This window comes from Nostoc sp. (genome assembly GCF_036919555.1).
Taxonomy (GTDB): Bacteria; Cyanobacteriota; Cyanobacteriia; order Cyanobacteriales; family Nostocaceae; genus Nostoc.
In genome coordinates this window covers 13,236-31,084 of sequence record NZ_JBALCS010000046.1, presented here as the reverse complement: position 1 = coordinate 31,084, position 17,849 = coordinate 13,236, and the positions used below count along the sequence as shown (strand labels likewise).

Genomic DNA, 17,849 nt, shown 5'->3' with positions numbered 1-17,849 from the left:
CTTACTAGCCTCAATTTACAACTACGAATTAAGTTTACCAGAAGCAAAATTCCAAACCCCTACCATAACATACAAGTAATTCTGCAAGAGGTCTATTCTCCGAAATAACAATTTCCAGATATCCAAAATATTCAATGTTATATGAACAATCAACTGTATGAACAAGATTTTAATCTGTGGCGAGAAAGCATTATTGAGCAGATTAAAGAACATCGTTTTTATGACATAGATTGGGAGCATTTGCTTGTAGAATTAGAAGACATGGGAAAGTCAGAGAAACGGTCATTTATGAGTAATTTAACAATCTTGATTGCTCATTTACTCAAGTTAACCGTCCAATCTGATGCTCCTGAGATGATGCAAACAAGCTGGTATAGTTCTGTCACAGAACATCGTTTTCGAGTAAAAAAGGATTTGTCAGAAAATCCTTCTTTTAAAAATTATATTACTGAAGTTATTTCTCAAGCCTATGCCGATGCTCGTAAACTGGCAATCAAAGAAGCCTATGCCGATGCTCGTAAACTGGCAATCAAAGAAAGTAAAAAAGCTAAATTAGGAGTGAGAAAACCAACGGACGCAGAATATCCTCTCGATTGTCCTTTTTTGATAGAACAGTTATTAGATGAAGATTTTTATGGAGACAGTGATTAAGATTCGTAGATTGAGTTGAAGGCACCATCTTGATTGAATCTATTGTGGTGGGTTAGTCTCTGGTGTAATGCACCCTACTGGCGTGACTTTAAATTTACTGGCTGTGTCATCTTCAGGATAAAATAAAATTTAACCGAAAATGGTTTAGCACGCGATGCCTGCGGTGGTAACTGAGCTTTGCTGAAGTGCGGGCTACTCGGCGTCGCATTAGTCGGAAGGGAATAAATTAAATTTGCGGGTTGCATCAGCGATAATTGTTTGCAGCTACTGAGCTACTTTACAATTACATTACCCCCACCAAACAACAATCTCAAGATGACCAGAGAATTTAACGTCATTATAGAACGCGACTCTGAGGGTTATTTTATTGCCTCCGTGCCTAATCTTGCAGGATGTCACACCCAAGCTAAATCCCTAGACGAACTGATAGACCGGATTAAAGAAGCTCTTGAACTTTGTTTAGAGGTTGAACAAGAAAACACCGAAGCATTAGAGTTTATCGGTGTGCAGAGGGTTTCTGTTCAAGTATGAGCAAACTACCGAGTTTGATAGGAGGGGAAGTAATTGCAGCGTTAAAAAGAGCAGGTTTTGAAGTAGCAAGAATCCGAGGTAGTCACGATTTTTTGATACACAGTGATGGTAGTCGAACTGTTGTTCCAGTGCATTCTAATGAAACAATTGGTTCTGGTTTGTTAGCACAGATACTCCGTGACTGTCAGATCAGCCGTGATCAATTCCGGGAACTATTGTAAAAATAGGTAAAATTTACCCTTGCGGTGTTATGAGTTCCTTTATCTATATAGTATGAGATTATTCCATTTTTTATTGCACTAGAACTACTACAATTACTATTGATGCTAGATAATGGGAAGGCTTTGACATTTTCTTGCTAATCTAGCCCAGATAAACAGAACTAACACTTATGCGAACTCACTATTGCGGCGAACTCCGAAAAGAACATATTGGAGAAACTGTTACCTTTTACGGATGGATAGACCGTCGCCGCGATCATGGTGGTGTGATATTTTTAGATTTACGCGATCGCTCTGGAATTGTCCAAATCGTCAGCGATCCGCAACGCACCCCAGATTCCTATGAGCAGGCGAACACTCTGCGAAATGAATATGTTGTCGAAATCACAGGTAGGGTAACGCACCGTCCCGAAGAATCGCTGAATCCCCGCATCCCAACAGGCGAGGTGGAAATCTACGCCGATAAAATTAAACTCCTCAATGCTGTCCGCAAACAGTTACCTTTCCAAGTTTCCGTAGCTGACACTGAGACAGTGCGGGAAGACTTGCGGCTGAAATATCGTTATTTAGATTTGCGACGCGAACGGATGGCGCAAAATTTGCAACTGCGTCATCAAATTGTTAAAGCGATGCGTCGTTATCTGGAAGATTTGGAAGGTTTTATCGAAGTCGAAACCCCAATCCTTACCCGTTCTACCCCAGAAGGGGCGCGGGATTATGTTCTACCCAGTCGCGTCAATCCTGGTGAATGGTATGCTTTGCCGCAATCACCCCAGCTATTTAAACAATTGCTGATGGTATCCGGCTTGGACAGATATTATCAGATTGCCCGTTGCTTTCGTGACGAAGATTTACGCGCCGACAGACAACCGGAATTCACCCAGTTGGACATGGAAATGAGCTTCATGTCCCAAGAAGAAATTATCGAACTGAATGAGAAGTTAGTTTGTCATATCTTCAAAACAGTTAAAGGAATTGAGTTACAGCGCCCTTTTCCCCGTCTTACTTACGCTGAGGGGATGGAACGCTACGGTAGTGATAAACCAGATACCCGCTATGGTTTGGAATTAGTTGACGTCTCAGATATTGTGAAAAACTCTAGTTTCAAAGTCTTTCGGGACACCGTTAACAATGGTGGTATCGTCAAAATCCTACCCATTCCTAACGGAAACGATGTAATTTCTAATGTCCGCATTAAACCAGGCGGTGACTTATTTAAAGAAGCCAGCGAAGCCGGTGCTAAAGGTTTAGCTTATATCCGCGTCAGGGATGATGGCGAAATTGACACCATTGGGGCGATAAAAGACAACCTCAGCGTTGAACAAAAACAAGAAATTTTACGCCGTACAGGTGCAAAAGCTGGACATTTGCTGTTGTTTGGGGCTGGTGATGCTGCTACAGTTAATAAAACATTAGATAGATTACGGCAAGCGATCGCTAAAGAATTTGAGTTAATTGATCCAGAAAAAATCAACTTGCTGTGGATTACAGATTTCCCGATGTTCGAGTGGAATGCTGACGAAAAGCGTCTAGAAGCACTACACCACCCGTTTACAGCACCTCATCCTGATGATTTGAGCGACTTAAAGACTGCACGCGCCCAAGCTTATGACTTGGTACTTAATGGCGTAGAAGTTGGCGGCGGAAGTCTGCGGATTTATCAGCGAGAAATTCAACAGCAGGTGTTTGAAGCGATCGGTTTATCGCCTGAAGAAGCACAAAGTAAATTTGGCTTTCTTTTAGAAGCATTTGAATATGGTACACCACCGCATGGTGGCATCGCTTACGGTTTAGATCGTTTAGTGATGTTGCTAGCTGGAGAAGAATCTATTCGGGATGTAATTGCTTTTCCGAAGACACAACAAGCGCGTTGTTTGTTAACAGATGCACCTTCGAGTGTAGATGCTAAACAGTTGAAAGAATTGCACGTTGCTTCGACTTATAAACCAAAGTCTTAGTAAACTAGGGAATTGTCTAAGTAGGGTGGGCAATGCCCACCAATTACTTGAATTGAGAAAGCAAAGAAAATGAATAATATACCTATTTGCCCACAGGCATAATTTGTTTCAAAATTTGTAGATGACAACAAACAAACTCAAAGCCTTAGAGCTTTTTGCTGGTATCGGTGGGTTTCGCCTGGGTATGGCAAATGCAAATATTAAAACAGTATGGGCGAATGATATTAACGAACTTTGCTGTAAAGTTTATGAAAGTAATTTTGGCAAATACTCAATTACTTTAGGCGATATCAACGAAATCTCCATCTTAGACATTCCCAATCACGATATATTAACTGCTGGCTTCCCTTGCCAACCGTTTAGTCCGGCTGGCAAAAAACTTGGTGTAAGAGATATAGTTAGGGGAACACTATTTGAGCGCATTATAGAAATATTAGACCAAAAGCAGCCAAAACATTTTTTTTTAGAAAATGTCAAAAGACTTTTGACAATGGAAAACGGCTATCATTTTAGATTAATTTTAAATGCACTTTCTGAATTAGATTATTTTATCGAATGGCGAATAATTAGCCCTTTGAGCTTTGGTATCCCTCAAAATCGAGATAGAATTTTTATTTTTGGCACAAAATTAAATTCAACAGATATAACACCTAATACTTTAGAAAAGCTATCAGTCTTTTTAACTGGAGAAGACAATATTTTATTACCAAATATAGAAGTTCCATTGGTAAAATATATGTTACCAATCATGACGATGAAAAGTAAAAATGATAACTGGGGAATTGCCTATAAAAACCAGATGTTCACTCAAAATATTTCGTCATTGCCTAATATCAAGCCGAGAAAGAGGCTTCAGGATATTCTTCAGGATGAGTCAATGGTGGATACTCAGTTTGATTTTACTGCCGATACGCTGGAGCGGATTAAGCAAAGTAAGCCTGTAAATCGTTATTGTAATGGAGTTGAAATTTTGTACAACCAAGATGGAGGCGCGAGACTTGGTTATACCATATTTGGAACTAATGGCATTGCATCAACATTGACTGCCTCAACATCAAGGCATTATGAACGCTACCAAGTAGGTGATAAATTTCGGCGTTTAACTAATATTGAATATGCCAGACTCATGGGTTTTCCTGATGATTGGTGTCAAGTCGCCAGAATTTACGAGCAATACGCATTATTTGGAAATGCTATTGTACCAGCTTGTGTCGAGTGGGTGTGCAAAAGAATCGGTCAAAAAAACTTTGAATTGAGTAAATCTGGTTGGCAACAATTAACTTTGGCTATTTAAAAAATGGAAGTGCTAACCTTATCTTCCCTCAAAACTGCTGCACGAGATTTTTGTGTTGTACTTAGCGCAACACCCATTCCTAATTTATATGGCGTTACAGATGGCAAAGCAGTAGGAACCTATGTTGAGTTGACTTTTAATCAATATTTGTCCACAAAGTACGAATACATTCTTAGTAGTGCTGCTTTAGGGATTGATTTTCCCGGATTAGAAGTTGATTTAAAAGTGACATCAATTCGTCAGCCACAATCTTCTTGCCCCTTTCGGAATGCCAGTCAAAAAGTGTATGGATTAGGCTATCATCTGCTGATATTGGCATATGAAAAGATTGATGAGCATAGCTCTCGCACTGCTAATTTAAAATTCCAGAATGTTGTCTTTGTATCAAGAGAAAGAACTGGGGATTATCAAACAACCTACGGTTTAAGAGAAATCTTACGCCGTAATGGCAACAAAGAAGATGTAATAGCATTTTTAGAGGAACGCAACTTTCCTTTAAACGAAATTGGGCGTGAAATACTTGCAGAAAGAATTTTGCAGCAACTGCCAGAAATTGGCTACCTAACAATTTCTAATGCGCTACACTGGCGGTTGCAATACAGTCGGATTATTCAGGTAGCAACTACGACGATAACACTAGGTGTAGAAAATCTACTGGTAGGATGAAGGGGATTAATGTTGCTGCCACAATAGAATTAAGCCGCTATCCGTAAAATTTCTGATGAGTAAATCTATCACCTTGACAGACGCTGGCTTATTAGCAGAAGATTTGTTACCAGATAGTTGCTGCTCATTGCGGTTGTGCCGCCAGTAAGGGAGGCGGTAGCCCTCCATTAGGCATTCCCAGTCGGAGACTGGGAACCAGACAATCTGTAAAAGCTTGTTCGAGACTGGCTTTTATCTGAAGTTGACATGCATCTGCATTGCAACCTCCCTACAGAGGTGTTGTTTAGTTGACAGCAGCACTGACTAAACCATTGTGCCTGAGCAACGCGATCGTACTTGGTTCACGACCCCGGAAAGTTTTAAACACCTCCATTGGATGCTGACCACCACCAAGTGCCAGCACCGTATCCCGATAACGCCGACCTGTAGCTTTTATAGCTTCTTCATCTTCTAGCCCAGCTTCCTCAAAAGCTGCAAAAGCATCAGCGCTCAGTACCTCAGCCCACTTATAACTGTAGTAGCCTGCTGCATAACCACCCTCAAAAATATGTCCAAAAGCACACAAAATTGAATCTTCTGGAAGTGGTGGTAAAACGGTAGTAGTCTTGGCTATGCGATGACGCACATCTGAGGGGGTTTCATTACTACCAGGGCGATAGCGGTAGTGTAGTTCTAAATCAAGACTGCTCATGTGGATCTGCCGCAACATGGCAGTACCACTCATATAATTACGCGCCGCTAGTAGCTTTTGATAATAATGCTCCGGTAGGGCTTCCCCAGTTTCGTAATGCTTCGCCATTCCAAACAAAGTGGGTCGCTCATAGCACCAGTTTTCCATAAACTGACTAGGTAGTTCCACTGCATCCCACTCCACGTTATTGATGCCTGCGGCTCCGGGATAGTCAACCTTGGTGAGCATGTGGTGCAATCCATGACCAAACTCGTGGAACAAAGTCTCTACTTCCGAGAAAGTCATCAAACTAGGTTTACCATCTACGGGAGGACTTTGATTACACACCAAATAAGCTACAGGTAAGCGGATGGCAGTGACACCATTTTCAGTGATTTTGCCCCGATTAACGCATACATCCATCCAAGCACCACCGCGTTTCTCGGCTGGACGGCTGTAGGGGTCTAAGTAGAAGTAGGCTATGGGAGAACCAGTTTCGTCAGCAATTTGGAAATAACGGACATCCTCATGCCATACTGGCGCTTCACCATCGGCAGAGGTGACAGTGACGCTAAACAGCCGCTTGACTAATCCAAATAATCCGTCTAACACTTGGGGAAGGGAGAAGTAGGGACGCAATTGTTCAGAGGTAAAGGCAAATTTTACTTCTCGTTGGCGTTCCGCCCAAAAGCTGATATCCCAGTGTTTTAAATCTGTAGCTTCTGCTGCTCCCTGTGCTGCTGCAAAAGCTTTGAGTTCTGCCAAGTCTTTAACAGCAGCATCATAACTAGCGCGGCGTAGTTCTTCTAACAGGGCGTTGACTGCCTCAACGTTGGGAGCCATTTTACTAGCTAGGCTCAATTGGGCAAAACTTTTAAAGCCTAGTATATCTGCGATTTCTTGGCGCAACTTCAAAATACGCTCAATTAAGGGATTGTTATCCAAATCGCCACCAGAAGCGCGGGTGATATGAGCTTTGTAGAGCTTTTGGCGCAAATCTCGACGGGTGCTGTGCTGCATGAAAGGGCCATAGCTGGGGAAGTCTAAAGTAATCCGCCAGGGGCCATCTTCTGGTGTGGCGTTGCTTTCGCCAGATGCACGAGCGCCTTGGGCTGCTAAACTCACTAAGCTTGGTGGTAAACCGTCAATTTCCGCTTGCGTTGTGAGGGTTAAGCTGAAGGCTTTAGTGGCATCAAGTACATGGTTAGAGAATTTGGTAGAAAGTTCTGCTAACTCCATTTGTATGACGTTGAAACGCTCTCTTGCTTCTCCTTCTAAGCCAACACCAGAAAGTTGTGCATCTCGAATGGCGGCTTCGACAATGCGCTGTTGGGCTAATTCTAAAGTTGCCCAACTATCACTGGTACGGAGTGCCTTAAAAGCATTGTAGATGGGTTGACTTTGACCGAGCTTGTTGATAAACTGTACGACTATTGGCTGGACGATTTCATGAGCTTCGCGCAGTTCTGGGCTATTTTTAACACCCATTAAATGATTCACCACCCCCCAACTCCAAGTAAGCCGTTCTGTCAGCTTTTCTAAGGGTTCAACTAAACTACTCCAAGTAGGCTCTACATTAGCCTCTAAGGTGGCAAGCTGCTGGTCAAGTTCTGCCAGCAACTGATTAAAGGCTGGTACTACTCGTTCTGGTTTAATCTCTGCAAAGGGAGGTAAACCAATGCCTTGAAGTAGGGAATTGTCGGAAATAATAGTACTTGCACTCATGTTTTTGTGTGAACTGCGGATGAATAAAAACCAACAATGATTTTTATTTATATATCTTCTAATGTAGCGATCGCAGTGCTAAATATTCTTGCCATTGTAGAAAAAAGGCAAAAAAAGCGAGAATTGCTCACAAAAGTATCCCGATATAGCTATTTTGTTTAGTTTGTCAACGATACCTGACCGAAGATCACAAGGGGAAAAAAGAAAAAACCCATTGTCCACACGGTTTCAGATCCAATAAATTTATCTATGGGTTTCTCCTTGTCCCCCTATCTCCTTGTCTCCTTGTCCTCTTCCTTAACAGGCGACAGTTCCAGAAATATCAGCGAAAGTCTCTGAGATAATATAATCATGCACCCATCCTCTCAACCAGGTGGCTAATTATGACTAGCCTTTTACCCAGTTCTCAATCAATAGAAGTTTTTTACCCAAGCTCGGATGGTGAACCATTAGCAGAAAGTTATATTCATTTATCTATAGTCGATGTGAACCTTTGCAGCTGCGCTTGCAAATAGAGGGGCAACTGATTGCTTTTTATCGAGAAGACACTGGGGAAAAGTTGCTGATTCCAGGGAGTTAGCAGAGGCGCTCAAACACGAAAGATTGGCGAGGGAACAAGCCCAAGAGCAAGCAAGACAAGCACAGTCGCAGATGGAAAGCTTCAAGGAAGATTTACGTAGACGCGAACGCGAACAGCGTCTCGTAGAGAAGCGGCTTGTCGTCAGACATCGCTTGGTGTTGACCCTGATACTATTTAGCCATAGATTTGCGATCGCCTATGGCGGGTGCTTTGCACCATCGCAGAGTGCATTTATCTACTTCAACCTCACAAAAGGCGATCGCTAAAAGACATCATAATGTACTATATCAAATTAACTGAGCGCAATCGAGCCTCCTTGCCGAACCGAGAAGGAAGGCTCTATGTTTATGATTTTATTTGGCAACTCATCTTTTTACTCGTAAAATCGAAGACAAGATCAAGGTCAGTAGAAAAGAGTACCTAAATTAATGAATACGTTAATCAGTCAGGGTGGAAGAGCTATCACTAAATTTGCGATGGTAGACCGAATAAACGATATCGCTTGGCAAGCTCACCAAGGTAGCGTTGCTGCGATTATTCAGCTATTGAACGAAAAGCTAGCCAAGTCAGGTGTCAGAACTAGAGCCATTTTTTCTAATGGTGTCTTACAACTTCTGTGCGAGGCGGCTAGAGTAGAGCAACTTGAGCAATCTCCCATCGTAGAACAAATCCAGCAAATTCTTGAGTCCATCGCCCCGCGTCAGATTCGCCGAGTCAATATCAACAGTAGAATTGTTCGGGAACAACAATTACTTTGGTTAAAAGAAATAGATAACGATCGCGAGAACCAATTGCTTTGGTCACACGAAATTACATTAATTCAGCCTCATATTCTAAAGCAACTAATTAAAGATTTCACAGAAGCTCAAGCTGAACTAGGAAAACCAAATTTTCCTAAAACTCCAGTTTCTCGTCCTTTAGTACTCATTAACAAAGAAAAACACAAAAATCAACCTAAAACAACGATATTAGCAGCAGCTGGTTTATGCTCACTGTTGTTGCTTGGTTGGGTTGTTTATGCCCAGTTAGGTAATAAACTGAAAAACCTAATGCAACTAGAAACTTCCAAATCTTTAACTACAGAAAATACTAGCGATAAGAAAGCCGAAACACCATCCCGTGCTGCTAACAATAGCCTTTCTGAGTTATCTGATGACCCATTTGCAATATCTGTGCGAATTGCAAATCTTGCTTCTGCATCTGGCAAAACAGCCACAACCTCAACTCAGTGGTTAGAGATCGCTGCTAAGTGGCAACGGGCTTCAGATTTAATGGGCACGGTGCCACAAAACCACAGCCGTTATCAGGAAGCTAAGATTCGGACTCAACTATATAAGAAATACAGTGAGGCGGCGCAGAAAGAAGCCGATAAGAGTAAATCTTAGTATAGTTTTGCGTGAAATCGTAGCGTTTTTAAACGCTCTAGGTAGCAAAGTAAGTGCAAAGGTACACAGAGTCTTGCCAAATTTAATTCGCTACGAATTAGTTAAATGCTGTACTTAGTTCTGTAATTTCTCAAGTACCACTGTAAGAAAGAGCTAATTCCTCGTACTTAGGTGAGAATAACTACTTCTAATTAGGACTTCCAAAAAATTAAATATCCAGTAATTTATAATAATGATTATTAAGAAGCTGCCTATGGTAGCCTCTTCCTACCTATTTTTGTAGTAAATTTGATGATGATTTAAAAAGGTATAGTTGCCGAATAATACAATTGTTTGATCCTGATGAGGCGGAGTCTGAGGAAGTTTTTGTTCAGATTCAGCCTCATTTTATGATCGAGTTGGAAAAAGATGAAATTCCTATGGAAACGTGGAGTAAAATACCTTGGTTTCCTTTATTAGAATGATTTAGTAGCGTTGCTGAAAAAGTAATTTGAAGAGAGAATGTAATACTGTTGGGTACAATTGGAAAAAAAATCGACCTTATTAACAATAACGTGAGTTCGACAAATCTTTTTTGACCTCTCCCCCAGCCCCTCTCCGACGCGGAAAGGGGAGCTAAAAGCCTAATTTTTCATTGCTCCTCCCTTTCCGTTTCGGAGAGGGAGGTTGGGAGGGAGAGGTTCATCGAACTCACGTTAACAATAAGGTCGATTTAATCAAACGGATTCATTCATGGAGTCAATCCAAAATCCAAAATCCAAAATCCAAAATCCAAAATCCAAAATGTTTATATCGCCTAACTCAGGAGTTCTCCTGTTTCTTGCAGGGAGTGCAAGCGGCGGTAAATGCCCTCGTGACGCAAGAGTTCATTGTGGCTACCCACTTCTACAATCTTTCCTTGCTCCAGAACCACAATTTTATCGGCTTCCCGCACTGTGCTTAGACGGTGGGCAATGACGATGGTGGTGCAAGTGCCCTGAATTGATCGCATCGCTAGCTGAATTGAACGCTCAGACTCATAATCTAAACTAGAGGTCGCTTCGTCAAAAATTAGTACGTCTGGTTCTACTAGCAACGCCCTAGCAATTCCCAAGCGTTGTCTTTGTCCTCCAGATAACCTGACACCTCGTTCCCCCACGACGGTGTAATAACCTTGGGGTAAGTGCTGCACTACTTCATCAACTCTGGCGATTTTACAGGCTTGGTGAACCTGCTCCAAAGTAGCATTCGTTCTACCGTAGGTGAGGTTATCCAATATAGTACCGTTAAAAACGTCTACTTCTTGGTGAACGATCGCTAATCTCCGTCTATATTTACCCACATTCAAAGTGCGAATATCTTGACCATCAATCAGAATTTTACCTTCTTGAGGTTCAAAATATCGCAACAGCAATTTCACTAAAGTAGACTTACCAGAACCGGAACGTCCCACTAATGCCACTGTTTGGTATGGCTCAATCAACAAGTTAATATCTTGCAAAACTTTACGGTTGGCATCATATCCAAAACTGACGTGCGACAACTCAACTTTTCCAGTAAATTTATAAGGTGATTCTGTCTGGTTGCTCTCTTCTAAAAGACTAGCTGAATCAGGTGTAGTTGGCTCTTGGAGAAATTCATGAAATCGCAGCATAGAAGAATAACGACGGGCAAAAACTTCTGCCAAAATGCTAATAGGTTCTAATTCGGCATAAGCCATGCTAGAAAGAGTTAAGGTCATGATAAAGTGACCAAGAGAAATCCTTCCATCTACTGTTGCTGCTAGAGTCAAACCCAGGATAGTAAACACACAAAACTGAATTACAGTCCTTTGCCAAGTGGCCAGTCTCACATAACTTTTGTGGACGCGATACTCAACCACCATTAGTTCACGATCCAAACGTAGCTTTTGCCGTTTCAGTTCGTTAGCTTCTGTAGCAAAAGCTTTCACCGTTTTGATGTTGGTGATCAGTTCAGAATTGCGGCTTTCCGTATCTTCTGAATATTTATCCAGAAGAGTTTCGTGCCAAATTATCCGCTGTAAATTTCTCAAGCTCAAGCTAAGAATAACTACAAAGGAAATCAGATATAAAATCGCAATTCGCCACTCAATGAGCAAGATAAACACGAAAATTCCCAGTACACGAGCTAGTCTAGGAATCAACTGTCCGGCAATTTCGGGATACGTATAGGTGTGGTTAGTTAGACCTCTAGCTATTCTTCCAGCAATGCGTCCGGGGTTATTTTGATCATAAAATTCCAGTGGGAGAGTCAGAATTTTTTCTATGGCTGTTTGGGCTTTCTGGCGACGCAACCTTAAGGATATACCCCAATGAAACCAATGGGTTAACCAAGGCTGTGTTGGCGCTCTCACTACGGTGACAACGAAAATTAAACCCACTAATACACCCAAAGATAGAGATTTATTAACTGGGTAATTGGTGATGTCAGAAACAGTAGCGATCGCACTTTGAAGTGGTTTATCCAACGGTTGAGCAGACAAAACGTTTAGAATCTGCCCGATCGCATAAGGGACAACCAAATCAATAATCTCGTAAATGCTGGATGTTGTAATACTGAAAAGACTCAGCTTCCAGTCAGAGCGAAAGTAATTGACAATATCTTGAAATTTGGCCATGATGCACACCGTCCAAGAGCGCGATCGTAAACTTGGAATTTATATGTTACGATCGTACTACAAAGTAGTCAAGGGCTATAGGTTTAAATTATTTCTTTGGAGTAGTAGGCATTTGTACGGGGACAAATTCTAGGCGATAGCGATAGAGGGCAACTGGTCGAGAACCAGCTTTAAAGTAATCTGGATCTTGTGGTGAAAGATAGACAGCAGTAATTTGATCTGCCTCAATCGCCGGATTAGCTGTTGGAAGTTTATGGTAAGCGGTGGTAGATTCTACAGAGTTTAAATAGGGGCGTGAACCGCCTTTGAACAGTTGTTGAAACACTTCTGTGGTGATGAACTTACCGTCAGGGGTAGTTTCTATCGCCCGTGCAGTCACAATGGAAACTAGTTGGCGACTGCTACGCAAGAACGTAATTTGACGATTAGGTGAATCTGGATCTACTTTGACTAATAACACTGCTTCATCCCCTAAATAAGCCCTTGCCAAATTCAAGCTATTAAAGGCTCTATCAGCTACTAAAATTGGGGATTTGTTATCTATCTTAGGGAATATTTTTAACCCAGTAATAGATGGTTGCTCTTTCACAAATCTTACTACAAAACTCATAGGCTGATTTAATTGTCGGCGATTACCTTCAAACCCTGGAGTTACGATATCTGGTGCTAAAGGCGCAACCAAATCTACCAAAGTACTTGTAATTTGCCAAGAACCAGCCATCCATTCAGGGTAAACCAAATCACCCGAAGCCGGTTGTACTGAAGTTAATTTTTCCCATTGGGGAAAATTTGCTAACCGTTCAGACAACTCTCCTGCAAGAGCTTCGCCAGTCCACAGGAGGAATAAAACCAGCAAGCAAAAACTCCAAATTACCTTCATTACAAGCATCAGTAGTTTTGTATTTAGCGTTATATTATTATCGATTAAAAATTAAGTAAGTTTTTGTAAAAAATTAAAAGTTTGTAGTAAGTGCTTTAGCGCTAAAGCGCTTACTACAAGATAATCAAAGAGCTTTACTTTTATTTGTATAGATTCAGTTTATTTGCGCCTTAAATCTCTGCTGGTAAAGGTTGCCAAACTTCCCCATATTGCTCCCGTAAAGCTTGCCAAGCTTCCACTTGTCCTGGTTCATATTCTCCCGGTTTACCCCATTGCAAAAATAGGCTTAAAGCAGCCTCTTGTTTCTCATCTAAAAACCGAATAGCATAGGTTGTAAAATTACCCCTCTTCGCTTCACCAGTTTCAAATTTCACCTGAATAATTTTATCCATATTCAAATGAAACTCAAAGCCTTCGGTGTGCATATTCGCGTACTTACCTTTGGGCAATTCTGCATAAAATAACTTTTCTACCTTACCTCGTGCTTCTAATACAGCAGCACTGCTAGTAACAATTAAACGCAAAGTTCCTAAAGTCTCGCAAGCTGCTAAAAATTCTTTTAAGGTTGTGGTCATTTATTATTTGTCCTTTGTTATTTGTCCTTTGTCGTTTATCCTACCCTGCGGGAAGCAGCTGGTGCGTCTATGTCATTTATTAGTTTTTTACTAATGACCAATGACCAATGACTAATGACTATTTTTCGTATTGCTCATAAGCAGCGACAATGCGCTGAACTAAAGGATGGCGCACGACATCTTTTTGGGAAAATTCGCAAAAGGCAATGCCTTCAACGTGTTTTAGAATTTGTAAAGCCACTCCTAAACCCGATTGCTGGTGAAGTGGTAAATCAGTTTGTGTCATATCGCCTGTAATCACCATCCGTGAACGGAAACCCAAACGAGTTAAAACCATTTTCATCTGAGCGGGTGTAGTATTTTGAGCTTCATCCACAATTACAAAGGCGTTATTGAGAGTGCGTCCCCGCATATAGGCGAGTGGTGCGACTTCAATCACACCGCGTTCCATCAAACTGGGTACTTTTTCTGGGTCGATGAATTCATAAATAGCATCGTAAAGTGGGCGAAGATAGGGATTAACTTTCTGCTGTAAATCTCCAGGCAAAAAACCGAGTTTTTCACCGGCTTCGACGGCAGGGCGAGTTAAAATTAGTTTTTCAAACTGGTTAGCAAGGAGTGCTTGCACGGCGACAACAACAGCGAGATAAGTCTTACCAGTACCAGCAGGACCAACGCCAAAAGTGAGATCACGTCTACGCAGTGCGTCGATATATTGACGCTGGCGGAAGGTTTTGGCGCGGACTTCTTCACCTCGGCGACTTTTGGCGAGGACATCTCGCTGTAAATCTTGCAGTTCTCCTTGCCGATCGCTATCTATGGCTTGACGGGCTGTTAAAATATCGGCACTGGAAATAGTATTGCCTTTAATCCAGAGGTTTTCAAGCGATCGCACTAATCGAGAAGCCAGATCAATTTGCCCTTCGGTACCAGAAATCAGTAATTCCTGTCCGCGTAACACTAAAATGGCTCCTGTTTGCCGAGATAGGATTTTGAGATTTTCTTCTCCATCTCCCGCAAGAGCAATCGCACTGGGAATATTCGGCAGCTGAATTGTTAAAGCACCTGCCATAGTATTTGTTAATTCGTGAGGATCTGTGTTTGACAAAGGTTAATATTTTCTCGCTAACGGCGAAATTACGCTTTTTTACTTACATTTTGGAAAAATATTTGCAACAAATTAATCGGCTGTAGTTAAAAGGGCGGTTAGAAACCGCACGCCAGATGCAACAAGAGTGGCTCGCCGCCCAACGCACTGGCTCGTCTAGACGAAGCTTTACCCACCGACCTGGGTTCTAGACAAGGGGCTTAAGCCCCTTGTTTCCTTAGTCCGCGGAGGTGGACGAGAGTTTGTGTAGCCGCGTTCGCGTCAGCGTGCCGGAGGCGCTATTCTATTCGCCGATTTCACTTTCCATCTTTACAAAAATTCTGAGCGGAGGTAACGACAACCGCTCAGATTTGCTCTCTAGTTTCAACCTAGCGGAGGCGGGGTTTAACAATAGGTTTAGGCCCATCATTTCCACGCGGTTCTCTCCTAGTTGGCGGTGGCGATCGCTCTTCTGTGTCTTCATCAAAAGACATACCCTCGCGGCCCGGCGTGGTGCTGCCGTAGATATCCAGGTATGCTGATTGCCCAGCAGTAGCGGCTGCTGCGGCAATTACTGTACGAATCGCCTGAATATTGCGTCCCCCTCGACCAAACACTTTCCCTTTATCTGTGCTTTCAAAGGCGATGCGAACCCAGACCCGGTTGAGGGCCTGAGAAACTTCACAATCGACGCTTAAAGTCTCTGGAAATTCCAAAAACGGCTGCACCAAAAACCTAACCAGCCCAACATAATTGGGACTAGCTGTTGGGAATTTTGTTCCAAAATTATGATGCGGCTGTTGCACTGACCTGTTCAAAAACATTAGCTTTTACTAGAATGCGACGTACGGTGTCAGTGGGTTGAGCGCCTTGTTGCAGCCGCTTGACGATACCAGGAACGTCTAGTCGCACTTCATCGGTTCTGGGGTTATAAAATCCTAACTCTTCTAGGGGACGGCCATCGCGGCGAGCGAGGTTGTTAATGGCGACAATGCGGTAACTTGCTTCCCGCTTTTTACCGAATCGCTTTAAGCGCAGTTTGATCATGGTTGAAGAATCATTCTCCTGTTGTTAGATATTAGTTAGCAACTAGTTGGCGAGGAAGTAACCGAAATCTGGCTGCTGCCGAGAAATTGCGGGTCAGTTTCCTCTGCTTATAAATTCTGAGGTCGAAATGCTAATTTTAGCACTGCCTAGCATTTGCTGCTATTTGTCCTTAGTTAATGACTCTTGACTAAAGATTGCCAAAGCCTTTTTTCTTTTTCTCCTTCTTTTTCTTTTTGGTGGCTGGGGCACCACCACCATAACCTCGCCATCCGGGGGCTGCCGGGCGATCGCCTGCACCTGCGAAGGCATTACCCATGCCGCTACCACCACCGCCGAACATTCCCGGCATTCCAGGGAAGCCACCTTGACCCATTTGCTGCATGAGCGATCGCATTTTTTGGAAATCACCCACCAGTTTACTGACATCGGACTCTCTATAGCCGCAGCCACCCGCAATCCGCCGCCGCCGACTGGGAGAACTGGCTAATAAATCGGGGTCGTGGCGTTCTTGGCGAGTCATGGAGTTAATCATCGCCTCACAGCGCTTCAGCTGCGTTTCTCCCTGCTTGAGTTGATCGTCTGAGAGCTTATTCATCCCTGGAATCATCTTGATCAAGCCTCCCAGAGATCCCATGTTCTTCAGCATCCGCAACTGCTTGAGAAAGTCAGTAAAGTCAAACTTTGCTGACAAGATTTTCTCCTGCATTTTCTCCGCATCTGCTAAGTCAAACTCTTCTTGGGCTTTTTCTACCAGGGTTAGCACATCACCCATACCGAGAATCCGCGATGCCATGCGATCGGGATAAAACGGTTGCAGTGCCTCGACTTTCTCACCCACGCCCACAAATTTAATCGGCGCTCCCGAAATCTTTCGCACCGAAAGCGCTGCACCACCACGGCTATCACCATCCAACTTGGTGAGAATCGCCCCAGTAATTCCGATCTTCTCATGGAAGGTGCGGGTAAGATTGGCTGCCTCTTGACCAGTCATCGCGTCCACCACCAACAGAGTTTCATGGGGTTGGACAGTTGCTTTGATGCGGGCTAATTCCGCCATCATTTCTTCGTCAATTTGCAGGCGTCCAGCAGTATCAATAATTACTGTGTTTACACCCTCTGCCCGACCGCGTTCTACACCCTGTCGAGCAATTTCTACGGGATCGGCGTCGCTTCCTAGTTCAAATACTGGTACGTCAATTTGCTTACCCAACGTTACCAACTGGTCGATCGCTGCTGGGCGATATACGTCTGTCGCCACCAATAAGCAGCTACGATCTAATTTTCGCAGATGTAAGGCTAACTTAGCGGTAGCTGTGGTTTTACCAGTACCTTGCAACCCAGCCATGAGAATAATAGTAGGCTTTTCCTGGGCTTCTGCTATGGGGACATTTTCTTCTCCCATCACCTGCACCAGTTCATCGTGAACAATTTTGATAAACTGTTGGTCAGGTCGCACGCCGGTAATCACCTCAGATCCCTGTGCTTTGGCTTCGACTTCGCTAATAAAATCTTTGACTACCTGGAGATTGACATCTGCCTCCAACAAGGCGCGGCGGACTTCGCGCAATGCATCTTGAATGTTGGATTGAGAAATTTTGTCCTGTCCCCGCAGTTTCTTCCAGGCGGATTCTAAACGGTCAGATAATGCATCAAACATAATGTAATTACAGGTAGTTCGCCAATGGGGAATTTTAAACCGCCGATGAATGCGATCGCGAATTTCCGCTAAAGTTTAAATGTGCTATTTACCAGCTTAGTATTTTTCACTCCGACTGTAGCAACCATATACTTTATTGGGCATAGGGCATGGGGCATTGGGTCAATTTTCATTTTAATAAGGTAGGGGCGCACAGATGTACACCCCTACTCAATAGACATCTCCGAAAATTAATTCTGCCTTGCCCGAAATCCTTGGTAGGGACAATACCCTGCGGGAAGCTAAAGCTACATGAATTGTCCCTA

General features: G+C 42.9%; 18 protein-coding genes. 9 read left to right on the top strand and 9 right to left on the bottom strand.

What is annotated here, in order from left to right; all coding sequences use genetic code 11:
* Positions 1–141 precede the first annotated feature (141 nt).
* The 6 genes from V7K36_RS13680 to V7K36_RS13655 all read left to right on the top strand — a co-directional run bounded on the left by V7K36_RS13680 (position 142) and on the right by V7K36_RS13655 (position 5,321).
* Positions 142–651, top strand: coding sequence for a DUF29 domain-containing protein (locus V7K36_RS13680; RefSeq protein WP_335116484.1), 510 nt, complete (start codon positions 142–144; stop codon positions 649–651).
* Between the two features lie 315 nt (positions 652–966).
* A complete protein-coding gene (locus tag V7K36_RS13675; RefSeq protein ID WP_335116482.1) occupies positions 967–1,182 on the top strand; it encodes a type II toxin-antitoxin system HicB family antitoxin in 216 nt (71 codons plus the stop codon).
* Complete coding sequence (locus V7K36_RS13670; protein ID WP_335116480.1) at positions 1,179–1,403, top strand: type II toxin-antitoxin system HicA family toxin; 225 nt, start codon at positions 1,179–1,181, stop codon at positions 1,401–1,403. The genes V7K36_RS13675 and V7K36_RS13670 overlap by 4 nt, the downstream gene beginning before the upstream one ends.
* A 170-nt stretch (positions 1,404–1,573) precedes the next feature.
* Positions 1,574–3,361, top strand: a complete 1,788-nt coding sequence (gene aspS, locus V7K36_RS13665; RefSeq protein WP_335116478.1) for an aspartate--tRNA ligase — start codon at positions 1,574–1,576, stop codon at positions 3,359–3,361.
* 121 nt (positions 3,362–3,482) lie between these two features.
* On the top strand, positions 3,483–4,655 hold the full coding sequence (locus V7K36_RS13660; RefSeq protein ID WP_335116476.1) for a DNA cytosine methyltransferase: 1,173 nt from the start codon (positions 3,483–3,485) through the stop codon (positions 4,653–4,655).
* A gap of 3 nt (positions 4,656–4,658) precedes the next feature.
* Positions 4,659–5,321, top strand: coding sequence for a restriction endonuclease (locus V7K36_RS13655; protein ID WP_335116474.1), 663 nt, complete (start codon positions 4,659–4,661; stop codon positions 5,319–5,321).
* Positions 5,322–5,327: 6 nt separating this feature from the next.
* Here the strand turns inward: V7K36_RS13655 and V7K36_RS13650 are convergent, their stop codons facing one another.
* Both V7K36_RS13650 and V7K36_RS13645 read right to left on the bottom strand, forming a co-directional pair.
* On the bottom strand, positions 5,328–5,489 hold the full coding sequence (locus V7K36_RS13650; protein ID WP_335116472.1) for a hypothetical protein: 162 nt from the start codon (positions 5,487–5,489) through the stop codon (positions 5,328–5,330).
* A 115-nt stretch (positions 5,490–5,604) separates the two neighbouring features.
* A complete protein-coding gene (locus V7K36_RS13645) occupies positions 5,605–7,716 on the bottom strand; it encodes a M3 family metallopeptidase (RefSeq protein WP_335116470.1) in 2,112 nt (703 codons plus the stop codon).
* Positions 7,717–7,752: 36 nt separating this feature from the next.
* On the opposite strand from V7K36_RS13645, the gene V7K36_RS13640 reads away from it, so the two are divergent.
* The 3 genes from V7K36_RS13640 (at position 7,753) to V7K36_RS13630 (ending at position 9,681) form a co-directional block, all read left to right on the top strand.
* On the top strand, positions 7,753–7,878 hold the full coding sequence (locus V7K36_RS13640; RefSeq protein ID WP_334831383.1) for a hypothetical protein: 126 nt from the start codon (positions 7,753–7,755) through the stop codon (positions 7,876–7,878).
* A 441-nt stretch (positions 7,879–8,319) separates the two neighbouring features.
* A complete protein-coding gene (locus tag V7K36_RS13635; RefSeq protein ID WP_335116468.1) occupies positions 8,320–8,562 on the top strand; it encodes a hypothetical protein in 243 nt (80 codons plus the stop codon).
* Between the two features lie 162 nt (positions 8,563–8,724).
* Positions 8,725–9,681, top strand: a complete 957-nt coding sequence (locus tag V7K36_RS13630) for a hypothetical protein (RefSeq protein WP_335116466.1) — start codon at positions 8,725–8,727, stop codon at positions 9,679–9,681.
* A gap of 796 nt (positions 9,682–10,477) precedes the next feature.
* Here the strand turns inward: V7K36_RS13630 and V7K36_RS13625 are convergent.
* From V7K36_RS13625 to ffh, 7 genes are all read right to left on the bottom strand, one after another.
* Positions 10,478–12,298 carry an ABC transporter ATP-binding protein gene (locus V7K36_RS13625; RefSeq protein ID WP_335116464.1) on the bottom strand — a complete coding sequence of 607 codons (1,821 nt, stop codon included), beginning with the start codon at positions 12,296–12,298 and terminating at the stop codon, positions 10,478–10,480.
* Positions 12,299–12,386: 88 nt separating this feature from the next.
* Positions 12,387–13,187 (bottom strand): DUF6816 family protein, encoded by an 801-nt coding sequence (locus V7K36_RS13620; protein WP_335116462.1) that lies wholly within the window; start codon positions 13,185–13,187, stop codon positions 12,387–12,389.
* Positions 13,188–13,348: 161 nt separating this feature from the next.
* Entirely contained in the window at positions 13,349–13,753 is a 405-nt protein-coding gene (locus V7K36_RS13615; RefSeq protein WP_335116460.1) for a ChuX/HutX family heme-like substrate-binding protein, read from the bottom strand.
* Positions 13,754–13,871: 118 nt separating this feature from the next.
* The gene (locus V7K36_RS13610) at positions 13,872–14,825 is read right to left on the bottom strand and encodes a PhoH family protein (protein WP_335116488.1); all 954 of its coding nucleotides are present in this window, start codon (positions 14,823–14,825) and stop codon (positions 13,872–13,874) included.
* Between the two features lie 404 nt (positions 14,826–15,229).
* Positions 15,230–15,664 carry a KH domain-containing protein gene (locus tag V7K36_RS13605; protein WP_334831398.1) on the bottom strand — a complete coding sequence of 145 codons (435 nt, stop codon included), beginning with the start codon at positions 15,662–15,664 and terminating at the stop codon, positions 15,230–15,232.
* A complete protein-coding gene (rpsP, locus tag V7K36_RS13600; protein ID WP_012409382.1) occupies positions 15,627–15,887 on the bottom strand; it encodes a 30S ribosomal protein S16 in 261 nt (86 codons plus the stop codon). The genes V7K36_RS13605 and rpsP overlap by 38 nt, the downstream gene beginning before the upstream one ends.
* Before the next feature lie 187 nt (positions 15,888–16,074).
* Positions 16,075–17,544 carry a signal recognition particle protein gene (ffh, locus tag V7K36_RS13595; RefSeq protein ID WP_335116458.1) on the bottom strand — a complete coding sequence of 490 codons (1,470 nt, stop codon included), beginning with the start codon at positions 17,542–17,544 and terminating at the stop codon, positions 16,075–16,077.
* Positions 17,545–17,849 lie beyond the last annotated feature (305 nt).